A 20,381-nucleotide genomic window follows, 5' to 3' on the forward strand; every position below is an offset into this window, starting at 1 on the left:
TTCCTATAATTCTATTTTTGGTTGACTCTTTACTAAATGATCAAGTTCTTTTAATAAGCTCAAAAATTCTTTGATTTTATACATTGGGAAAGAATTTGGCCCATCACTTTTTGCTTCAGCTGGATTTGGATGAGTCTCCATAAATAACCCATCAATTCCAACTGCCATAGCAGCTTTTGATAAAACTGGCACAAACTCTCTTTGACCGCCTGATGAACTACCTTGACCACCTGGAAGTTGTACAGAGTGTGTTGCATCAAATACTACAGGACAACCTGTATCTTTCATAATCTCAAGTGAACGCATATCTGAAACAAGATTGTTATACCCAAAGCTTACCCCTCTTTCACAAACCATAATTTGTTCATTACCGGTAGTTTTTGCTTTAGTTACAACATGCTGCATATCCCAAGGTGCTAAGAACTGACCTTTTTTGATGTTTACAGGTTTTCCTTGCTTACAAACATCTACAATAAAATTAGTTTGACGACATAAAAAAGCTGGTGTTTGTAATATATCTACAACCTCAGCTACTTCAGCAAATGGAGTATCCTCATGTACATCTGTAACAACAGGTACATCATAAGTTTTTTTAACTTTTGCTAAAATCTCTAAGCCCTTATCTACACCTAAACCTCTAAAACTATTTATAGAAGAACGATTTGCTTTATCAAAAGATGATTTATAAACAAAGTTAATACCTAACTCTTTAGTAACTTCTGTTAAATACCCCGCTGTATCCATAGCCATTTGCTCTGATTCGATTACACAAGGTCCTGACATTAGGAAAAATGGCTTACCATTTCCTACTTCAAAATTAGCAATTTTCATAAAATCTCTTCTACTTAAATAGGTTAATTACAATTGATTATTATACAGAAAAAGATGAGCCACAACCACAAGTAGTTTTGGCATTTGGATTTCTAATTACAAAATATGCCCCTTCGACATCATCTTTGTAATCAACATCAGCACCAACAAGATACTGAAAACTCATTGAATCAACAAGAAGACGAACCCCATTTTTTGTAATAACCATATCGTCTTCTTTTACTTCATTATCAAAGGCAAAAGCATACTGAAAACCAGAACAGCCTCCACCTGTAATATATACACGTAAACTTAAGGAATCATCGCCCTCTTCTTCAATCAGCTCTTTTACTTTCAAAGAAGCCGATTCTGTGAAATTTATAGGCTCTACGCTTTGAACTTCGGCACTTTGAACTTCTTCACTCATAAAATTACCTCGCTACAAGAGAAAGTTTAACTCTACCGCCTCTATCAATATTTTGAACTAATACTTCCATAGGCTGGCCTTCAACTAATGAATTAGTCTTCATACCTGCTTGCTCAACTTCTGAGAATGGTAAATAACCATCCTGATTACCAAGAAGGTTAACAAAAGCACCAGAATCAAGAAGCTTAACAATTTTACCTTTATAAACTTGACCTTCTTCGACTTCTGCCACAATTTCTTCAACCATAGCTACAGCCATATCTAGAGACTTTTTATCTTTAGCAAAGATTTTAACTTCACCAGAATCACTAGTATCAATTTGAGCACTAGTTTTCTCAACTATACCTTTAACAGTTGAACCACCACGACCGACTACATCTTTGATTTTAGCAGGGTTTATATTCATAACATGAATTTGTGGAGCAACATCAGAAACTGCTTCTTTATGCTCTTTAATCACTTCATTCATAATACCTAAAATATGCAGTCTACCGGCTTTTGCTTGCTCAAGAGCTTGCTCAAGAATCTCTCTAGAAATACCTTTAATTTTGATATCCATTTGAAGTGCTGTAACTCCATATCTTGTACCAGCAACTTTAAAGTCCATATCTCCAAGATGATCTTCATCACCTAAGATATCAGATAAAACAGCGTATTTAGATCCCTCTTTAATAAGACCCATCGCGATACCTGCAACTGGCTCAGCTATTGGTACACCAGCATCCATCATAGATAAAGATGAGCCACAAACAGTCGCCATTGAACTTGAACCATTTGACTCTAAAATCTCAGATACAATTCTTACAACATATGGATATGCGTCTTGGTTAGGGAAAACAGCTTGTGTAGCACGCTTTGCAAGATTAGCATGACCAATCTCACGACGCTTAGGTGCCATACCAACCATACCACACTCCCCTACTGAATACGGAGGGAAGTTATAATGAAGCATATAACGAGATTTTTCCATACCATCTAGAGACTCTACCAACTGCGCATCTCTATCACTACCTAAAGTAGTAACAACTAAAGCTTGAGTTTCACCTCTAGTAAACAATGCTGATCCATGAACACCCGGAAGAACACCTGTCTTAACACTAATTGGACGGATAGTTTCTGTACATCTACCGTCTATTCTAGGCTTACCTTCTAAGATATTTGTTCTTACAAGATCTTTTTCGATATCATGAAATGCTTCTAAAATTTCTTTTTCAGAATATTCAATACCATCTACATCATTAGCAAATATATGCTCTAAAACATTTTTTCTAACTTCACCAAGCTTCACATTTCTTTCTTGTTTAGAAGCTATAGTGTAAGCATTCTTAATCTCACCAAAGAAATGAGATTTGATTTGTGACTTAAGTAATTTATTTACTTGATAGACAGAATAGTCAAAACGCGGCTTAGATGCTACTTTTGCAAGTTTGTTGATCGATTCAATAATAGTTTTAAGATGCTTATGTGCATATAAGATACCGCCAAGCATAACAGATTCTGGTAAACTATTTGCTTCCGACTCAACCATCAAAATTGCGTCATCTGTACCAGAAACAACCAAATCTAAAGCAGATTCTTTTAAATCTTGCTTATTTGGATTTAAAATATATTTACCATTTGTATAACCGACTCTCACGCCAGCAATTACATCATCATAAGGAGCTCCTGATATAGCTAATGATGCGGATGCGCCTATCAAAGCTAAAATATCTGGAGAGAAACTACCATCATAGGATACAACTGTTGCTACAATTTGAATTTCGTTAAAAAAACCATCAGGGAAAGATGGTCTGATAGATCTATCAATTAACCTAGAAATAAGAATCTGCTCTTCAGAAGGTCTACCTTCTCTTCTTAAGAAACCGCCAGGAATTTTACCTGCAGCATAAGTTTTCTCTAAATAATGTACTGATAATGGAAAGAAATCTTGACCATCAGCTACAGTTTTTTTAACAACTGTAGTTACCAATACAACATTATTTCCACAACTTACAGTCACAGACCCATCAGCTTGACGAGCCATACCACCTGTTTCAAGAACTATTTCTTTGTTTCCTAGTTCAAAGATTTCTCTAAATATTTTCACAGTTTAACCTTATTTTTTGATTTTATGACGTAAGAACTATTAAGATGATTATTTATTATCTACGTAGATTTAGTTTTTTGATTAGGCTACGATATCTTTCTACATCTTTACCATGTAAATAATCTAATAACTTACGACGTTGACTTACAAGTCTTAAAAGACCTCTTCTTGAATGATTATCTTTTTTATGAGTTGCAAAATGTCCTTGCAAATCATTAATTCTCGCAGTTAAAAGAGCAACTTGAACTTCTGGTGAACCAGTATCGCCTTCTGACTGTTGATTTTCTTTAATAATATTTTGCTTATCTTGTACTGTTAACATAACATTTCTCCGTTTGTTTTTAATTAAATTAACATAGAGCAAACCGCACAAAGGAACAGTTTACCAACGCACAATTATATACTATATTAAGCTAAAAACAAAGGATTAGTTATCAATCTTATCAGGTGTTATACCTAGGATCTCCAAACTATTTAAGGCGACATCTGCAAAAATAGGGGCAGCCACAGAACCACCGCCATAATGATCGCCTTTAGGATCCTTTACAGTCACCACGATTGCATACTTAGGATTACTAGCAGGCACAATACCTACAAAACTTGCTAAATATTTAGCTCCATAAGTACCACCTTCCAACATCCTAGCAGTACCTGTTTTCCCTGCTACATGATAAAGTGGAATTTGCGCTTTTGATCCAGTACCTCCAGTTCCTTCGACAACAGATTGCATCATACTCACCATTTCTTCAGAATCTTTTTTAGAAATAACTGGTCTAGCGTCTATTTGCTCGCCAGATCTTCTTTTAAGTATGGTTGGCTTTATGTATTGACCATCATTTGCAATTGTTGATACTCCAGCAATTAACTGAAGATCTGTAGCATTCATACCATATCCAAATGACAGTGTCGCAAGCTGAAAATCACCCCACTTGTCTTTAACTGGAACATAACCTTCTCTTTCACCAGGAAGTTTAATACCACTCTTATCTCCAAAACCAAAGTTTCTAAGTGATGCCTCCAATATGGTTGGATCCATCAAGTTTAGGATCATCTTTGAGATACCTACGTTACTAGATTTCATTAAAATATGTCTTAAATCCATATCTCCATAATCTCTCTCATCTCGCACAGTATTTTTACCAATACGATAGAAACCTGGATGAGTATCAATCACGGGCTCATCTGCAGAAATATTATCACCATAAGTTAGGGCTGTAGCTGCTGCAAAAGTTTTCATAACAGATCCCAGCTCATAAACATCGGTAATTGCTCTATTTCTACGGTTTTCAGGATACGCATCTGCCATACTGTTTGGGTTATAAGATGGATAATTTGCCATAGCTAATATTTCACCAGTATGTACATTTTCAACAATTACAGAACCGGCTTCAGAACGAGTCTCAAGAACACCTTCTTTAAGATATTTATATGCCACATACTGTAATCTAGAGTCTATACTTATTTGTAAGTTATGGCCATTTCTTGGCTCTATATATTTATCTTCAACTTTTGATGCTACGCCACCATGTAGGTCTTTTTTATATTCAAAATATCCATCTTGACCAGTTAAAAATTTATTAAATTCAAGCTCTAAACCTTCTTGACCTTTACCATCAACATTCGTAAACCCAACAATATGAGAAGCAACCTCTGCTAAAGGATAGTATCGTTTAAATTCACGGATGACATGAACTCCTGAAATATCAAGATCTTTTATTTTTTGAGACAAATATGGCTGAACTTTCCTTTCAACATAAACAAAACCACTTCGCCCTTCTCTAACCTTTACCTGTCTTTTTATTTTTTCTCTAGTTTTCTTAGATAAATCTAAGATATCCATAACCTCTTTTAATTTTCTACTAGAAGCTTTAATGTAGAAAGGGTCTACCCAGATAGTATCAACAGGTGTACTAATAGCTAAAGGATTACCATTTCTATCTAGAATAATCCCTCTATAAGCTTTTATATTAATACTTCTATCACTACGATTATCACCTTCTTGTTTTAGTTTTGGATACTGAATAGTCTCCATATAGATAAGTTTTCCAAACAGCACAGCAAAACTCACTATGAGCAAGACAATAACAACCAAATGACGAAGTTTAGGCTTATAGCTACTCATCATCAGTCCCCTCTGACTGTTTATTTAAAAAACGAAGATCTTTTTTGGTAGGAAGGGACATTTTTTCTTTTTCAGCAAACTTTTCTACAGCAGTAGGTGTAGCTAAAGAACTATACTCAAGCACTATCTGACTCCACTCTTCATCAAGCTTAGTATCCTCAACTATCAAAGTCTTTTGTTTATCTAACTGTAACTTATACTCAAAACGAACCACAATTACACTAAAAGCTGTCACCAATAACACAAATAATAATGCAAATGAGATTCCTACTGTTTTTCTAAAAAAACTATTTTTCAATGATTCAAACAATCTTATCCTAATTTGGCGATTTGTTAGCATCATAGTTTTTCTACCACCCTTAAGATAGCACTTCTTGAACGAGTATTTTGATCAAGTTCATTTTGATCAGCTCTAGCCTTTTTGGTAACCCACTTTAGTTTTATAAGACTATCATCTTGAGGTAACATTTTAGTGATTCTATTTACTTCCTGCTTAGGCGTGATTAGAGATGTAAATTTTTGCTTCACAATTCTATCTTCAAGCGAATGAAAAGAGATGGTAGCTATCCTACCACCAACACTCATAATTTCTAAAATATTTTCTAGCAAAATCTCTAAATCTTTGAGCTCATCATTTACATAAATTCTTAAAGCCTGAAAGCATCTTGTTGCAGGGTTTTTCTTCTCTCTCTTACCAATCGTTGCTCTAATAAGTTCAGATAGCTCCGCTGTTGTTTGGATATTGCCTTTTTCGGCTATATAATCTTTTATCCTAAGAGCAATTTTCTTTGCAAAACGCTCCTCTCCATATACTTTAAAGATATAAGCTAATTCATTTACATCTAAAGTTTCTAGTGCTTGGCTTGCAGTAATTCCCTGAGTTGTATCCATACGCATATCAAGAGGGCCATTATTCATAAAACTAAAGCCTCTCTCCGCATTATCTAACTGTGGCGAAGATACTCCTAGATCCATAATGATACCATCCACTTTACCAAGCAGATTATTTTGCTGACAGTATTTATAGATATTGGCAAAACTCGTATGCACTATCTCGAAATTATCAAATGGAAAATGTTCATTAGCATATTCGATAGCTTCAATATCTTTATCAAATGCTATTAAACGTCCTGTATCTAACTTTTGGAGTATAGCTTTTGAATGACCACCTCTGCCAAAGGTAGCGTCAATATAAATACCGTCTGGCTTTATATTTAAATCATTTATTGATTCTTGTAATAAAACTGAAAAATGCATTCTACGCCTTCACCAACTCACTAGTTAATTTTTTAGCTTTTGAAAAGTCAGTTTTTCCAGAACCTAGTTTAGGAACAGAGATAACTTTAAAATAATTAGTTGGTTTATATAAATTATCTATCCCTGAATGTCTAACAATATCTTTTAATTCATTGGGCTCAAGCTCTTCTAAGGTATATAACAGGCTAATAATTTCTCCTCTTTTAGTGTCTGGAGTTGCAACAGCCAAAACCTCAAAATCTATTTTATGAGAGTCATACCCTCTTTCCCTAAGAGTATCATAAACCTTTTGCTCAAGAAGTCCTAAACTGACCATCTCACCTGCTACTTTAGCAAACCTTGAATATCTATCCACAACTGTTAGATACCCTTCCCCATCAATCTTTCCTTTATCTCCAGTTATATACCAACTATAGCCGTCTTTCTCTATTATAACTTCACTAGTTTTCTTAGGATCATTCAAATAATAATCCATTTTATTTACACCTCTATAAATAATCATCCCTTCAATACCTATCGGTAACTCTTCATGAGATTCAGGGTGAATAATTTTAAATTGGCCACCAGGCACAGTAAGCCCTACAGTACCAATTTTATTTGGCGATTTTGTTGGTCTATTTACAGCCGCAACAGGTGAAAGTTCGGTAGTACCATACCCTTCATTAATTACCTTAGCAAACTTCTCTTCAAACATTGAACGCACTTCTCTAGAAAGTTTTTCAGCACCTGTAATAATAAGTCTAATAGTTGCAAAATCTTCTTTTTTAACAGATCTATTCTTTGTGTAGATACGCAAGAATGTAGGTGTAGCACAAAGTACCGTTGTTTTATTTTTTCTTATTAAATCTGCCACACCCTTTGCATCAGTGGGGTCTGGATGACATGCAATATAGCCACCTTGAAACAAAGATACTAAAGATATAGTCAATCCAAAAGCGTGAAAGATAGGCAAGATGCCAGCAACAGAATCATTTTCTTTACACTCAATCACACAGGTACTTTGATAAACATTTGCAAGTAAGTTTTTCTGTTTAATAGCGATACCTTTTGGTACACCTTCACTACCACTGCTAAATATTATGAAAGACAAATCATCTAAATTCGTAGGCTTAATATACTTTTTAACAAGCCAATTCACAGGCAAAGTTTTTATCTCTAAAAATGTCTTTATAGACTCTGCTTTTGTAATATTTGCTTTGATGTCCTCAAGATAAACAATCTTGCACATAGAGAAGACTTCTTCAACAAAAAAACCTTTATTTTTAAGTTTCTGCACGAATGCTTTTGAGGTAATAATTGTTTTTATTCCAGCATTATTTATTGCATGTCTTAAAGCTTCTTCAGAGGCTGTATAGTTAAGATTTACAATAGCTTTTGCACTCATCATAAGAGCTAAAATAGCTAAATAACCACCACCACTTGTTGGCAAACAAATACCAACATTATCTTCTTGGCGTGTCAAATCCTGAAGCTTTTTTGACATAAGAGTTGCACCTGTGGCAAATTTATAGCCATCAAGAGAAACTCCTGTTGTATCTCTCATCACTAAATTATTACCAGCATTAACCATCTGTCTAAACCAAATTTCAGCAGGTGATTTCAAAAGCTGCAAATACTCTTCCCATGCTCTTACAGAAAGATCTTCCATTTCTTCATTAAGAGTTTTTAAACTTTTTAAAACGCTAACATCAAAGAAGATTTGCCTATCTAAGTTTTTACGCTTAGAAAAGTGAGGCATCTCAACACCACAAACAAAAAGTAAAAATCTATTCTCGCTATGTTCAACTTGTGAAATAAATTTTTTATCAACAAGAAGCACACCCTTATGGTCCCAAAAACTAATATGATCGATATATTTAATACCGACCTTATCCATAGTCTTTTCAAGACCTTTTGCTCTCTCATCAAAAGCATCTAAAACGGTAATATCCTTATCCTGAAGATAGTTCTTCAAAGCCAAAGTTGTAACAATAGTAGTATCATTAGCTATAATTATGGAACCATCTTTAAACTGGCTAAAATCAATATCAGAATTACAATCATAAATATACGACTGATTTAACCTTTTGTGGATTGCAGATTTAAGTTGATTTAGACGCATTTTTTATCTCACTTTAGTCACAAACAAATTTACGCTTAGCATATTATGGTATCATATAGTCACTTTAATTTTTATAACAATATTGATTTTATGCCAGAACTTCCTGAGGTAGAAACAGTCAAAAGAGGTTTAACCAAAAATATTATTGGAAAAAAAATATTAAATATAGAAATTAACACAGACAAACTACGTTATCCTCTAATAAAAAGCGAACTCTTAACACTCCAAAATAGAGAGATTAAAAATATTCATAGAAGAGGAAAACATCTAATACTTTTCTTAGCTGAAAACTTACAAATAATTATTCATCTAGGTATGTCTGGAGTAATCAAAACTACAGAAACAACTATTTATAATAAAGTAAAACATGATCATATAATTCTACAGTTATCTGATAATTTAACACTATCATATAATGATCCACGTAAATTTGGCTACTGGTTAATAAATAACAACTTAGACCCTCTTAAACATAAAGTTTTAGCAACTCATGGAGTTGAGCCATTAACTGATGATTTTAATACTGAGTACCTGCTTACAAAACTACAAAAAACCTCTCGCAAAATCAAACAAACAATTATGGATAATTCCATAGTTGTAGGTGTCGGTAATATTTATGCTAGCGAGGCGTTATTTGATAGTAATATTTTACCAACTAGAGCATCTAATACCATTACGAAAAAAGAAATTAAAAAATTGATAGACTCAATCAAAAAAATCTTAGCAAAAGCTATTGCTAAAGGTGGCACCACACTCAAAGATTATAAAAATACTGAAGGCAAACCTGGTTATTTCACACAACAACTAAATGTTTATGGGCGAGCAAACCAGGAATGCTACATTTGTAATACAAAAATTGAAAGTTTAATTATAGCACAAAGAAATACTTTTTATTGTAAGAAATGTCAAAAGTAAAATTAAACATCCAAATTAACTACATTCAGAGCATTTGACTCAATAAAGTTTCTACGTGGCTCAACTTCATCACCCATTAAAGTTGTAAATAATGCATCAGCCTCAACAGCATCTTTTACAGATACTTGTAATAATACTCTATTATCAGGATCCATAGTTGTCTCCCAAAGCTGGCCTGGGTTCATTTCACCAAGACCTTTATAACGCTGAACATCATTACCTCTTCTTGCTTCTTTAAGCAACCAGTTTATAGCCATTTCAAAATCGTCAACATATTCTTTCTTAGCGCCTCTTTCAACATATGCTCCTTCAAAAGATATATCAGATAAAACATCACCATAAGTCACAAGATCTTCATAGTCTTTTGTAGTGAAGAAGCTATTTTTGACGATATAGTCAGTATCATAACCATTTATATAATGATTAACTCCATAAGAAGTTGTCTCCTGACCATCATCAGTTACATCTGTAGCTTCTATAAGTTTAAACCTTTCATACGATAAAGCTTTTTGGTTACACTTATCAACTATTGCTTCCCACCATTGCTTAATATCGGCATTTTCATCAACATATTTTGCACTATACGCCATTACTCTAAGTAATTTCTCAGGATATGTTTTATTGTATTTTTTAATAACTTTTTCTGACTTTTGATAAAGCTCATAATAGTTAGCTAAAACTTGTCCAGAAATAGCATTACCATCAGAAAGATGGATATTAGCACCCTCAAGACCAATGTTACCTAAATACTCTGCCAAAGCATCCTCATCTTTTAAATAAGTTTCTTGCTTACCTTTTTTAACTTTATATAAAGGTGGCTGAGCAATATATAAATACCCTCTCTCGACAAGCTCAGGCATTTGTCTATAAAAGAATGTCAAAAGCAATGTTCTAATATGAGATCCATCAACATCAGCATCCGTCATTAAGATAATTTTATGATATCTAGTTTTGTCAGGATTATAATCCTCCGCGCCAATCCCACAACCTAAAGCTTTAATAAGTGTTGCAACCTCTTGAGAACCTAACATTTTATCAAAACGAGCTTTCTCAACATTAAGGATTTTACCCTTAAGTGGTAAGATTGCTTGAGTTTTGCGATCACGAGCTTGCTTAGCTGAACCACCTGCAGAGTCACCCTCCACTAGGTAAATCTCAGACAGAGATGGATCTTTTTCTTGACAGTCTGCAAGCTTACCAGGAAGACCCGCAATATCTAAAGCTCCTTTACGACGTGTCATATCACGAGCCTTACGAGCTGCTTCACGAGCTTTTGCAGAATCTAAAATTTTCTCACAAACTATCTTAGCTTCTTTTGGATTCTCTAAAAGAAACTCTTGTAGTTTCTCATTAACCAAAGTCTCAACAGCTGATTTAACATCTGATGACACTAACTTATCTTTTGTTTGAGATGAGAATTTTGGATCTGGAACTTTTACCGATAATACTGCCGCTAAACCTTCACGAGTATCTTCACCAGTTAGAGAAACTTTGAGCTTCTTGTTTAGACCTTCAGACTCAATATAAGAGTTCATAGTACGAGTAACAGCAGCTTTCAAACCAGATAAGTGAGTACCACCATCACGCTGAGGAATATTATTTGTAAAACAGAAAATTGACTCTTTATAAGAATCATTCCACTGTAAAGCAAGCTCTACTTGAATATCATCTTTAATACCATTTACAGCAACTACATTCTCATGGATTGGCTTTTTGCTATTATTCAGGTACTGTACAAAAGCTTTAATACCACCATCATACTTAAATATTTCAGATCTATTACCTATTTTATCAATAAGTTCAATTTTGACACCAGAGTTTAAAAAAGATAGCTCCCTAATTCTCTTCATCAAAATATCATAATCAAACTCAACAAAAGAAAATGTATCTTTACTAGGTTTAAATGTAATTATAGAACCAGATTTACTAGTTGTCTCTAACTGCTTCAGCGGATAGTCAGGTACACCGTGAGTATACTCTTGATAATATCTATGACCGCCTCGAGATATATCCAAAATAAGCTTTTCTGATAACGCATTTACAACTGATACACCTACCCCATGTAAACCACCAGATACTTTATATGAATTATCATCAAATTTACCACCAGCATGAAGTACTGTCATAATAACTTCAGCAGCTGAACGACCTTCTTCCTCATGAATATCTGTAGGTATACCACGACCATTATCTGATACTGACACCGAACCATCTTTGTTGATAATAACTTTAATATCATCACAATGTCCTGCTAACGCTTCATCAATAGCGTTATCAACAACCTCAAACACCATGTGATGCAGACCACTACCATCATCAGTATCACCAATATACATTCCAGGTCTTTTTCTAACCGCATCAAGACCTTTTAATACCTTGATACTAGACGAATCATATGCTTTATTCTCAGGCGCGTTATTTTCAGACACTAGCAAGCTCCAAATTTAATTATTACGATAAAACTCAATTAGATAGTATTATAACACAATTAACCTTCGATATTAATCCATGTTAGATATAGGGTTTTCATTTTATACAAAAATGGTAGTATTTAAAGAAACCAATTAAAATAAGCAGTTATTTCTTATGCTAAAGAAAAAAAATATACTTTTAATAACTATAGCTGCTGGTGTTGTAGCTTTTAGTTTTTTTATAGGTAAAAAAACTGGAGTTAAAAAAGCTGATGAAATTCATAAGAATGAACTAAAAGTACTACAAGAAAAATATGAATCTCAAACCCCTGAAAATAGTATAAATTGCAGACCTAGTGTTAATTCAAAGGTAAAAAACTATGTAGTTGGTTACGGTAGCCTCATGAATAAACAATCACGCCAAATAACTGTACCTGAAGCAACTTACGCCGCTCCTGTTCTAGTCAGTGGTTTTGAAAGACTATGGGCTTCTCGTGGCAATAAGTCTCATGCAACATTCTTATTAGCTATTCCTAACAAAGGCTATGTAATGAATGCTATATACTATAAAGCATCAGCTAAAGATATTTCAGCGACTGACTTACGTGAAGCATCGTACTGTAGAATTAAGATACCAAGAAAAGACTTAGTTCCTCTTGGCATCAAAAGCCTACCTAAAGGAGATTTTTGGATATATACAAAAGACTTTAAAGATGCTGAATTTCCGACAAAAGACTTTCCTATACTACAGACGTATGCTGATGTCTTTATTACAGGATGCTTACAAACACAAGCTGAATTTAACCTTACAGAATTTGGCCAGCTTTGTTTTAATACTACTTACAACTGGGATCTTGCAAACTGGTTTTATGACAGATCAAACCCAAAATATGCCAGATATTCTAAAGCTACTGAAAAATATCGCACACGAATAGATAAAATAATCCGTCGCTTAAATTTTGAAGACGATCCGCTATAATTAACAAAAATCCTGATAAATCCCATAAAATGAAAACATCTAATAGAAAGATTTGTATAGCTCCAATGCTTGATTGGACTGATAGACACTATCGTTACATGATGCGTCTTATCACAAAAAAAACCATGCTCTATACTGAAATGGTAACCCTAAATGCCATAATTCATGGCAGTAAAGATTATCTTCTAAAATACAACCATGGTGAGAATCCAGTAACTCTACAACTGGGCGGCTGCGTCCCTAAAGACTTCATCACTTGCGGTAAGCTTGCAGAAAAGCTTAGTTACTATGAGATAAATATAAATGTCGGCTGTCCAAGTGAAAGAGTAAAGAAAGGAAATTTTGGGTTATCTCTTATGGCAGAACCAGAGCTTGTTGCAGATTGTGTAAAAGCAATGAAAGACAACCTAAACATACCTATTTCTGTGAAATGTCGTATTGGGTATGATCATAATGATAGTTATGAAGAGTTATACAATTTTGTTGATAAACAAGAAAAGGCTGATGCTGATTATCTATGTATCCATGCTCGTAAAGGTTGGTTAAGTGGGTTATCTCCAAAAGAAAATCGTACTATTCCAGAGCTTAATTACGATATGGTCTACCAGATTAAAAAAGACTTTCCTAATCTAGAAATTGGCATCAACGGTGGTATTACAACGATTGAAGAAACACACAAACACCTACACCATGTTGATAGTGTAATGATTGGTCGAGAAGCTTATCATAATCCGATGATTTTCAAAGATTTTGATAGTGAGTTTTATAATATAGAACCTCAAGATATATCACCACTAGAAGTAGCATATAAAATGGCTGACTACATAAAAGAGCAGATGGAAAATGATCCACATATCAAATTAAACAATATAACAAAACATACTCTTAACTTGTTTAATGGCTTACCAAACGCTAAAGTTTACAGAAGATACCTTAGCGAAAATGCTACAAAGAAAGATGCTAATGTTAATACTTTTCTAGAAGCTTTAAAAGTATTTAATTGATAATTTTTTCATTATATTAGTTAAGAATTAGCTTAATTTATTACTAATTTGCTCAGCTTCCCACTTAGCCATACCTTCACTATCTAAGCCTTGATTTTGAGCATCCATATGAGATATCACAAATACATCTTTATTTATACTTTCAGCATTCTGATCTAGCTCAGATTGACTCATATCAGCGAGTTTTGTTGGCATGATTATAATATCATGAGGTCCTCTGAAGCCTATCATTTTACCTAGTTTTCTTGACTGTAACTCTTCAGAAGCTGCTTTTTGCTCCAGCTCCTTTTTATCATACTTAATACCAACCTTCTCAGCTACAGCATCAACATCTTCTTGAGTTAACTTGCCGTTAGCAATACGCTGATCAAATATAGCTTTATCATACGCCATAAATAGCTCTGACCCACCTTGAATATATGCTTCACTTGCTATTAGAGTTGCATAGTTAGGTACTTTTGCATCTCTTTTTGGTGATGGATACGCTTTAAAAATAAACTTAACATCAGGATGATCATCCATCAGCTTAGAGACTTGTCTAGAGATTTGAGCACAAGTGCCACAACCAAAATCAAAAAATATTACAACAGCTTCTTTAGCGTCTTTAGGACCAACCTGAGGAGTATTCTCATCCATCAATAGCTCTTTAATAACATTTTCATTCGCAATAGTCTGGACATACTGATTAGTAGTACCAGCTTGTTGCTGAGAGTTTGGTGTAACTTGTTGATTAACTGGCTGATTAGAACAACTAGACAAAGCAAGAGCTGAAACACCCAACATAGTGATTAATATTTTTTTCATGTATAAATTCCTTTTCATAAAATTAACTAAAGCAGAGAATATCATAACAGAATATATGACTTTTTTTCTATGTTTGTGACTACTTTATAAAATTTAACTAACCTAATTTAATACCAAAACTAGATGCTAAGTCTTTTACATCTTTTGCATTTAGATCTTTTATATTTTTGCCGTTAATCTTGGTTTTTTCAATTAACTGTTGAGCACCCTTGTCTAAGCCAGCTTGTTTAGCAATTGTTCCTGCAGCATTTTTAACAGTATCTAGTTTTAATAAGTCTGTCAAAGTTGACATATCAATACCAAAGCCAACTTTATTTAAATCACCTGAAATAACTGCCTTAAGAGTTAAGCTAGAAATATTTTGCTTAAACTTATTAAAATTAATGCCCACATTTTGTAATGTTAATGTTAGAGGGATAGTAAAGTTAACATTATTTACTCCCCTGAACTGCCAAGTACCATCACCAGAAATACTTAAACTATCAGCATCAAGCCCTACGCCTTGTATAGTTAAACCTCTAATCGCATCACCAGCTACATTCTCTACAGAGAACTTAACTGTATTATCAACATTAGGTTTATTTGATATTACAACATTCACATCAAGATCATTATTATTAACTGACTTAACAACGATATTTGTTGGTTGACCCAACAATGCTGGGTTCGTAGATAGATTTGTCAATTTAGCACTATATACAGTTCCAGAATCCTCATAATTCTTAACATCAATATTTTGAATAACGAAACTAGGAGCACCTTCTCGCAAATTCTCATTTTTCACATTTGCATAGCCATAAACTTTCGCCTGTTGACTAGGTGTAACGACTGTTTGAGTATTCGCATTGGTCGCAGTAGAGTCAGAGCTATTAGAAGAAGATCTAAAATTAGCTAAAAACTCAACACTCTCTTTGATATTATTAGCGATATCAACAGTCTCTTTAGCGTTATCAGCGACTTTATTTAAATCAATATTTTGAATATTGTCACCATATTTTCTGATAGCATCTTCAGCTTGTTTTTGTGTTATTTTTGTTTGAGATTCTTTATCTTGACTTGTTTCTTTATTAATATAAAGCTCCCCTTTTGAATCTCTTTGCTTATCTAAAGCCACCCCGTCAATCACTACATTTTTTAAAGCAATATGTTTAGTTAGCAAGCCTGAAACATCAATACTAGCACTTATAGATTTTGCGTAAAATCTATCTTTATAAAGGTTATTTGGATCCGTTGCACCCAAGCCATTTATCTCTAACTTAGCATCACCTAAGCTTAGATTTAAAGAGTCATAGTCAACCGTTGCACCATTTGCCTTTGTTAGCTGTTGTTTAATTGTATTTGAAACTAAAGTAGTCTCTAATATTTGTGGAGAAAAGACTATTGCCAACAACATCAGAACAACTAAGATCACTCCCCATATTCTAAATGGTTGAAGAAATCTTCTAGACTGAATTTTTTGCCAATCAACCTTAGAGATATTTTTTCCAAAAATTATTTTTGAGGCTATCTTAACAGATAATTTACTAGTAACTTTTTGGTAGGCTTCACTTCCTGACTGTAAACCAGCCATCTTAGTTATAAACTTTTTGTATGATTTACCTATAAATATTCCAAAAGCCACACCTAGCACGACTGCAACAAACAAACCACCTGTTACTAAGTAATATTCAAATCCAGCATATGCTAATACAGGAACATTTATCGCAGCCTTAAAAATTGGTTGAGCAAAACTATCAAGCAAAAATCTACCGGAGTAAAAGCTAACAATTTCTAAGGGAAAACTTAGCATCTTAGCTAAAATGCTAATAAGCACGAATAATCCAATATTAATACGCAGTATTAAAACTAAGAAAATCACCAAAACAAATAATAGCGGAGAGTACGCAAACCCTGGAATAAATCCAAAAATAAAACCCAGCAACGACACTAGCAGCAACTGCACAGGTGTTGATGGACTAAAGATTATAGACATCAATTTATTGTATATTTTTTTCACTAGGAAGCTCCTATTTTTTTAATAGTAATTTTTTTAATAGTAATTAATAACCAATATACTCAATATACCGTAGGAATTCTATACTTTAAAAAGGTATTTTTATTAGAAAAACTAGCATAAATGAGTTATTATTTTATATGTTTATTACAAAAATTTTCGTCAAACGATTAAATAAGGAAAAAATCAATGAACTTACATGAATATCAAGCGAAAGATCTTTTAGAAAGTTATGGTCTAAAAGTTCAAAAAGGTATCGTAGCTCATAACCCTAATGAAGCTGCTCAGGCATTTGATCAAATCGGTGGTAAATTTGCTGTGGTTAAAGCTCAGGTACATGCTGGTGGTCGTGGTAAAGCTGGTGGTGTAAAAGTTGTTAAATCATCTCAAGAAGCTCGTGAAGTAGCTGAAAGCCTTATCGGTACAAATCTTGTTACATTCCAAACAGATGCTGAAGGTCAGCCTGTAAATTCTGTTGGTATATTTGAAGATGTATACCCTGTAACTAACGAATTATACCTAGGTGCTGTAGTTGATAGATCTAGCCGTAAAGTAACTTTCATGGCTTCAACTGAAGGTGGCGTAGATATTGAAGAAGTAGCTCATAACACTCCAGAAAAAATCCTTAAAGTAGAAGTTGATCCATTAGTTGGTCTTCAACCATTCCAAGCTCGTGAAGTAGCTTTCAAACTTGGTCTAGAAGGCAAGCAAATCAATGATTTCGTTAAAACAATGCTTGGTGCTTATAAAGCATTTGTAGAGTGTGATTTCGCATTATTTGAAATTAACCCTCTTGCTGTAAGAGAGAATGGTGATATCGTTTGTGTTGATGGCAAAATTAACCTTGATTCAAATGCTCTTTACAGACACCCTAAATTATTAGCTCTAAGAGATAAATCTCAAGAAAATGCTAAAGAGCTTAAAGCTTCTGAGCATGAGCTAAACTATGTAGCTCTTGAAGGTAACATCGGTTGTATGGTAAACGGTGCTGGCCTTGCAATGGCTACTATGGATATCATTCAATTATACGGTGGTAAGCCAGCTAACTTCCTAGATGTTGGTGGTGGAGCTACTAAAGAAAGAGTAATCGAAGCTTTCAAACTAATCCTAGATGATGAAAATGTAAAAGCTGTTTTAATTAACATCTTCGGTGGTATCGTCCGTTGTGACATGATTGCTGAAGCAATTATCGAAGCTGTTAAAGAAGTAAATGTAACTGTACCAGTAGTTGTTCGTCTAGAAGGTAACAATGCAGAAAAAGGTGCTAAGATCCTATCTGATTCAGGTTTAAAACTTATCCCTGCTGATGGTTTAGCTGATGCTGCTGATAAAGTTGTGAAATCACTAGGTTAATAAATTAAAACAGTTAAAAGGATATTAAATAATGAGCGTATTAGTTGATAAAAATACAAAAGTTTTAGTACAAGGTTTTACTGGTAAAAACGGTACTTTTCATTCAGAGCAAGCTATTGCTTATGGTACAAACATCGTAGGTGGTGTAACTCCTGGTAAAGGTGGTCAAACTCACTTAGACAGACCAGTTTTCAACACAATGGAAGAAGCTGTAAAAGCTACTGATGCTGATGCATCTGTAATCTATGTACCAGCTCCATTTGTAAAAGATTCTGCTATTGAAGCAATTGATTCTGGTGTTAAGCTAGTTGTAATCATTACTGAAGGTGTTCCAACTCTAGATATGCTAGTTGTTAAAGAATACTTAAAAGGTAAAGATGTACAAGTAGTTGGTCCTAACTGCCCAGGTGTAATCACTCCAGGTGAATGTAAGATTGGTATTATGCCTGGCCATATTCATCAACCTGGTAAAGTTGGTATCATCTCTCGTTCTGGTACTTTAACTTATGAAGCAGTTGCTCAAACTACTAAATTAGGCTTTGGTCAGTCTACTTGTATCGGTATAGGTGGAGATCCAATCCCTGGTATGAACCAAATCGAAGCGTTAAAACTTCTAGAGAATGATCCTCAAACAGAAGCTATAATCCTAATCGGTGAGATTGGTGGTACAGCTGAAGAAGAAGCTGCTGAATATATCAAGCACAATGTAACTAAGCCAGTTATCGGATATATCGCTGGTGTTACAGCTCCTCCAGGTAAGCGTATGGGTCATGCTGGAGCTATCATCTCTGGTGGTAAAGGTACAGCCGATGAGAAATTCGCTGCATTTGAAGCTGCTGGTATTGCTTACACTAGATCTCCTGCAGAACTAGGTTCTAAACTTAAAGAAGTTACTGGTTGGTAATTTTTTCTAAAATATTCTTTCCACTTTATTTCTACACTATATTCTTGAAAAAAAGACTATTGTTTCCTATAGTTACTTACAATAAAATTTTTTTCAAATTACTTATGAATATACAAGTTGCTATCCAGCTAATAGGGGAAACCTTACTTATACTATTTGCAGTTAAGCTTACTCAGAACAAAAAACTTGCTTGGTTATTTTTATTAGTATCTTATTTAATAGCCTTATCAAACTACTTTCTTGGTTTCTATAAGGCAAATTTGTCAATGATTAATACTCATTTTCTATTTATGCTTGCTCCAATCTTGGCTGTAATTGCTATAGCTATTATGGGCTATATTTTTGTTGATAAAAATAAAAACTTTAGAAAATCTAACACTATATTTGTCCTTTTAACAATATTAATTTGTTTTCTCCTTATAAACTTAGATTACTATTTTGTTTTAGGATCGAACTTTGAAGAATTTATTCTTCGAGGAGTTTTTGTTAAAAGTCTTGATCAGACCCTACTATTTTCAGGGCTAATTTTTGCATTTACTAAATATAGGATTGCTTTTATATTATTAGCGCTATCATTTGTCAGTAAAGCTCTTTTAATGGCATATATTTTCATATTTAAGATTGATGCCTACTATTTCTTATGCATGACGACTTTTTATGCTTGTATGGCAATGATATTTATCACAGCTCTCAATAAAATAAAAAAATAATATACTCCTCTCTCATAACCACAATATATCTTTTTATGATAATATTTAATTACTTAATCAATATAAAACTTAAAAGGTTTAAAATATGATAAAAAAAATAATTACTGCAACAAGCCTGACTTTAATGCTTGTAACCTTTAGCTTTGCAAACACTCAAGAACAAGCTAATCCAATTCAAAAGCAGCAGCAAGTCTACTCTGGAACTCCTGCAGCAACTGCTGCATCAGGACCATTTACAGCTATTGGAATTGGTTTAACATCTATACTAATGATTCCTGTAGGCTTCTTTAAAGGTGCTGCTGATGGATTTAATACACCAGCTGATCAACTAAGTAGCAATCCTATTATTAGCCCTCTGCAAAGAGTTGGTGCTGCAGCAGTTGGATCAGTTAGTGGAGCTGTGAGCTACCCAATGCAAACATCACAAGAATTAACACAAAAAGCCAGAGAAAATAATTATATTGCATAAATGTGATATGAGATAAAATGCAAGACAAGTAAAGGA

At 33.9% G+C, this 20,381-nt stretch carries 18 protein-coding genes; 7 read left to right on the plus strand and 11 right to left on the minus strand.

What is annotated here, in order from left to right:
• Positions 1-3: 3 nt before the first annotated feature.
• From kdsA to migR, 8 genes are all read right to left on the minus strand, one after another.
• Positions 4-831: a 3-deoxy-8-phosphooctulonate synthase gene (kdsA, locus tag QI37_RS03505; RefSeq protein ID WP_040008598.1), complete on the minus strand. Its 828-nt coding sequence runs from the start codon at positions 829-831 to the stop codon at positions 4-6.
• Between the two features lie 40 nt (positions 832-871).
• Positions 872-1,237 (minus strand): iron-sulfur cluster insertion protein ErpA, encoded by a 366-nt coding sequence (gene erpA, locus QI37_RS03510; RefSeq protein WP_040008600.1) that lies wholly within the window; start codon positions 1,235-1,237, stop codon positions 872-874.
• A 4-nt stretch (positions 1,238-1,241) separates the two neighbouring features.
• Positions 1,242-3,323, minus strand: coding sequence for a polyribonucleotide nucleotidyltransferase (gene pnp, locus QI37_RS03515; RefSeq protein ID WP_040008603.1), 2,082 nt, complete (start codon positions 3,321-3,323; stop codon positions 1,242-1,244).
• Positions 3,324-3,378: 55 nt separating this feature from the next.
• A complete protein-coding gene (gene rpsO, locus QI37_RS03520) occupies positions 3,379-3,645 on the minus strand; it encodes a 30S ribosomal protein S15 (protein WP_040008605.1) in 267 nt (88 codons plus the stop codon).
• Positions 3,646-3,750: 105 nt separating this feature from the next.
• The gene (locus QI37_RS03525) at positions 3,751-5,445 is read right to left on the minus strand and encodes a peptidoglycan D,D-transpeptidase FtsI family protein (RefSeq protein WP_040008608.1); all 1,695 of its coding nucleotides are present in this window, start codon (positions 5,443-5,445) and stop codon (positions 3,751-3,753) included.
• Positions 5,438-5,788 carry a cell division protein FtsL gene (ftsL, locus tag QI37_RS03530; protein WP_040008611.1) on the minus strand — a complete coding sequence of 117 codons (351 nt, stop codon included), beginning with the start codon at positions 5,786-5,788 and terminating at the stop codon, positions 5,438-5,440. Before ftsL ends, QI37_RS03525 begins: the two co-directional genes overlap by 8 nt.
• A complete protein-coding gene (rsmH, locus tag QI37_RS03535) occupies positions 5,785-6,702 on the minus strand; it encodes a 16S rRNA (cytosine(1402)-N(4))-methyltransferase RsmH (RefSeq protein ID WP_040008614.1) in 918 nt (305 codons plus the stop codon). Before rsmH ends, ftsL begins: the two co-directional genes overlap by 4 nt.
• A gap of 1 nt (position 6,703) precedes the next feature.
• Positions 6,704-8,803, minus strand: a complete 2,100-nt coding sequence (migR, locus tag QI37_RS03540) for an iglABCD operon regulator MigR (RefSeq protein WP_040008616.1) — start codon at positions 8,801-8,803, stop codon at positions 6,704-6,706.
• A 90-nt stretch (positions 8,804-8,893) separates the two neighbouring features.
• Here migR and mutM point away from each other — a divergent pair, with 90 nt between their 5' ends.
• Positions 8,894-9,718, plus strand: coding sequence for a bifunctional DNA-formamidopyrimidine glycosylase/DNA-(apurinic or apyrimidinic site) lyase (gene mutM / locus QI37_RS03545; RefSeq protein WP_144242742.1), 825 nt, complete (start codon positions 8,894-8,896; stop codon positions 9,716-9,718).
• 2 nt (positions 9,719-9,720) lie between these two features.
• On the opposite strand, the gene gyrB is transcribed toward mutM, so the two are convergent.
• Positions 9,721-12,147 (minus strand): DNA topoisomerase (ATP-hydrolyzing) subunit B, encoded by a 2,427-nt coding sequence (gyrB, locus tag QI37_RS03550; RefSeq protein ID WP_040008621.1) that lies wholly within the window; start codon positions 12,145-12,147, stop codon positions 9,721-9,723.
• Positions 12,148-12,304: 157 nt separating this feature from the next.
• On the opposite strand from gyrB, the gene chaC reads away from it, so the two are divergent.
• Both chaC and dusA read left to right on the plus strand, forming a co-directional pair.
• Complete coding sequence (chaC, locus tag QI37_RS03555; protein ID WP_040008623.1) at positions 12,305-13,108, plus strand: gamma-glutamylcyclotransferase ChaC; 804 nt, start codon at positions 12,305-12,307, stop codon at positions 13,106-13,108.
• A gap of 29 nt (positions 13,109-13,137) precedes the next feature.
• The gene (gene dusA / locus QI37_RS03560; protein ID WP_040008626.1) at positions 13,138-14,112 is read left to right on the plus strand and encodes a tRNA dihydrouridine(20/20a) synthase DusA; all 975 of its coding nucleotides are present in this window, start codon (positions 13,138-13,140) and stop codon (positions 14,110-14,112) included.
• Between the two features lie 27 nt (positions 14,113-14,139).
• Here the strand turns inward: dusA and QI37_RS03565 are convergent, their stop codons facing one another.
• On the minus strand, positions 14,140-14,916 hold the full coding sequence (locus tag QI37_RS03565) for a thioredoxin domain-containing protein (RefSeq protein ID WP_040008627.1): 777 nt from the start codon (positions 14,914-14,916) through the stop codon (positions 14,140-14,142).
• Positions 14,917-15,013: 97 nt separating this feature from the next.
• Positions 15,014-16,888, minus strand: a complete 1,875-nt coding sequence (locus QI37_RS03570; RefSeq protein WP_040008628.1) for a TIGR03546 family protein — start codon at positions 16,886-16,888, stop codon at positions 15,014-15,016.
• A gap of 210 nt (positions 16,889-17,098) precedes the next feature.
• On the opposite strand from QI37_RS03570, the gene sucC reads away from it, so the two are divergent.
• The 4 genes from sucC to QI37_RS09945 all read left to right on the plus strand — a co-directional run bounded on the left by sucC (position 17,099) and on the right by QI37_RS09945 (position 20,345).
• On the plus strand, positions 17,099-18,262 hold the full coding sequence (gene sucC, locus QI37_RS03575; RefSeq protein WP_040008629.1) for an ADP-forming succinate--CoA ligase subunit beta: 1,164 nt from the start codon (positions 17,099-17,101) through the stop codon (positions 18,260-18,262).
• Between the two features lie 31 nt (positions 18,263-18,293).
• Positions 18,294-19,166 (plus strand): succinate--CoA ligase subunit alpha, encoded by an 873-nt coding sequence (gene sucD, locus QI37_RS03580; RefSeq protein ID WP_040008630.1) that lies wholly within the window; start codon positions 18,294-18,296, stop codon positions 19,164-19,166.
• A gap of 104 nt (positions 19,167-19,270) precedes the next feature.
• Positions 19,271-19,876, plus strand: coding sequence for a hypothetical protein (locus QI37_RS03585; RefSeq protein WP_040008631.1), 606 nt, complete (start codon positions 19,271-19,273; stop codon positions 19,874-19,876).
• A gap of 85 nt (positions 19,877-19,961) precedes the next feature.
• Positions 19,962-20,345 carry a hypothetical protein gene (locus tag QI37_RS09945; RefSeq protein ID WP_052399149.1) on the plus strand — a complete coding sequence of 128 codons (384 nt, stop codon included), beginning with the start codon at positions 19,962-19,964 and terminating at the stop codon, positions 20,343-20,345.
• The last annotated feature ends 36 nt before the right edge of the window (positions 20,346-20,381 follow it).

The sequence above is a fragment of the Candidatus Francisella endociliophora genome (assembly GCF_000764555.1).
Lineage (GTDB): Bacteria > Pseudomonadota > Gammaproteobacteria > Francisellales > Francisellaceae > Francisella > Francisella endociliophora.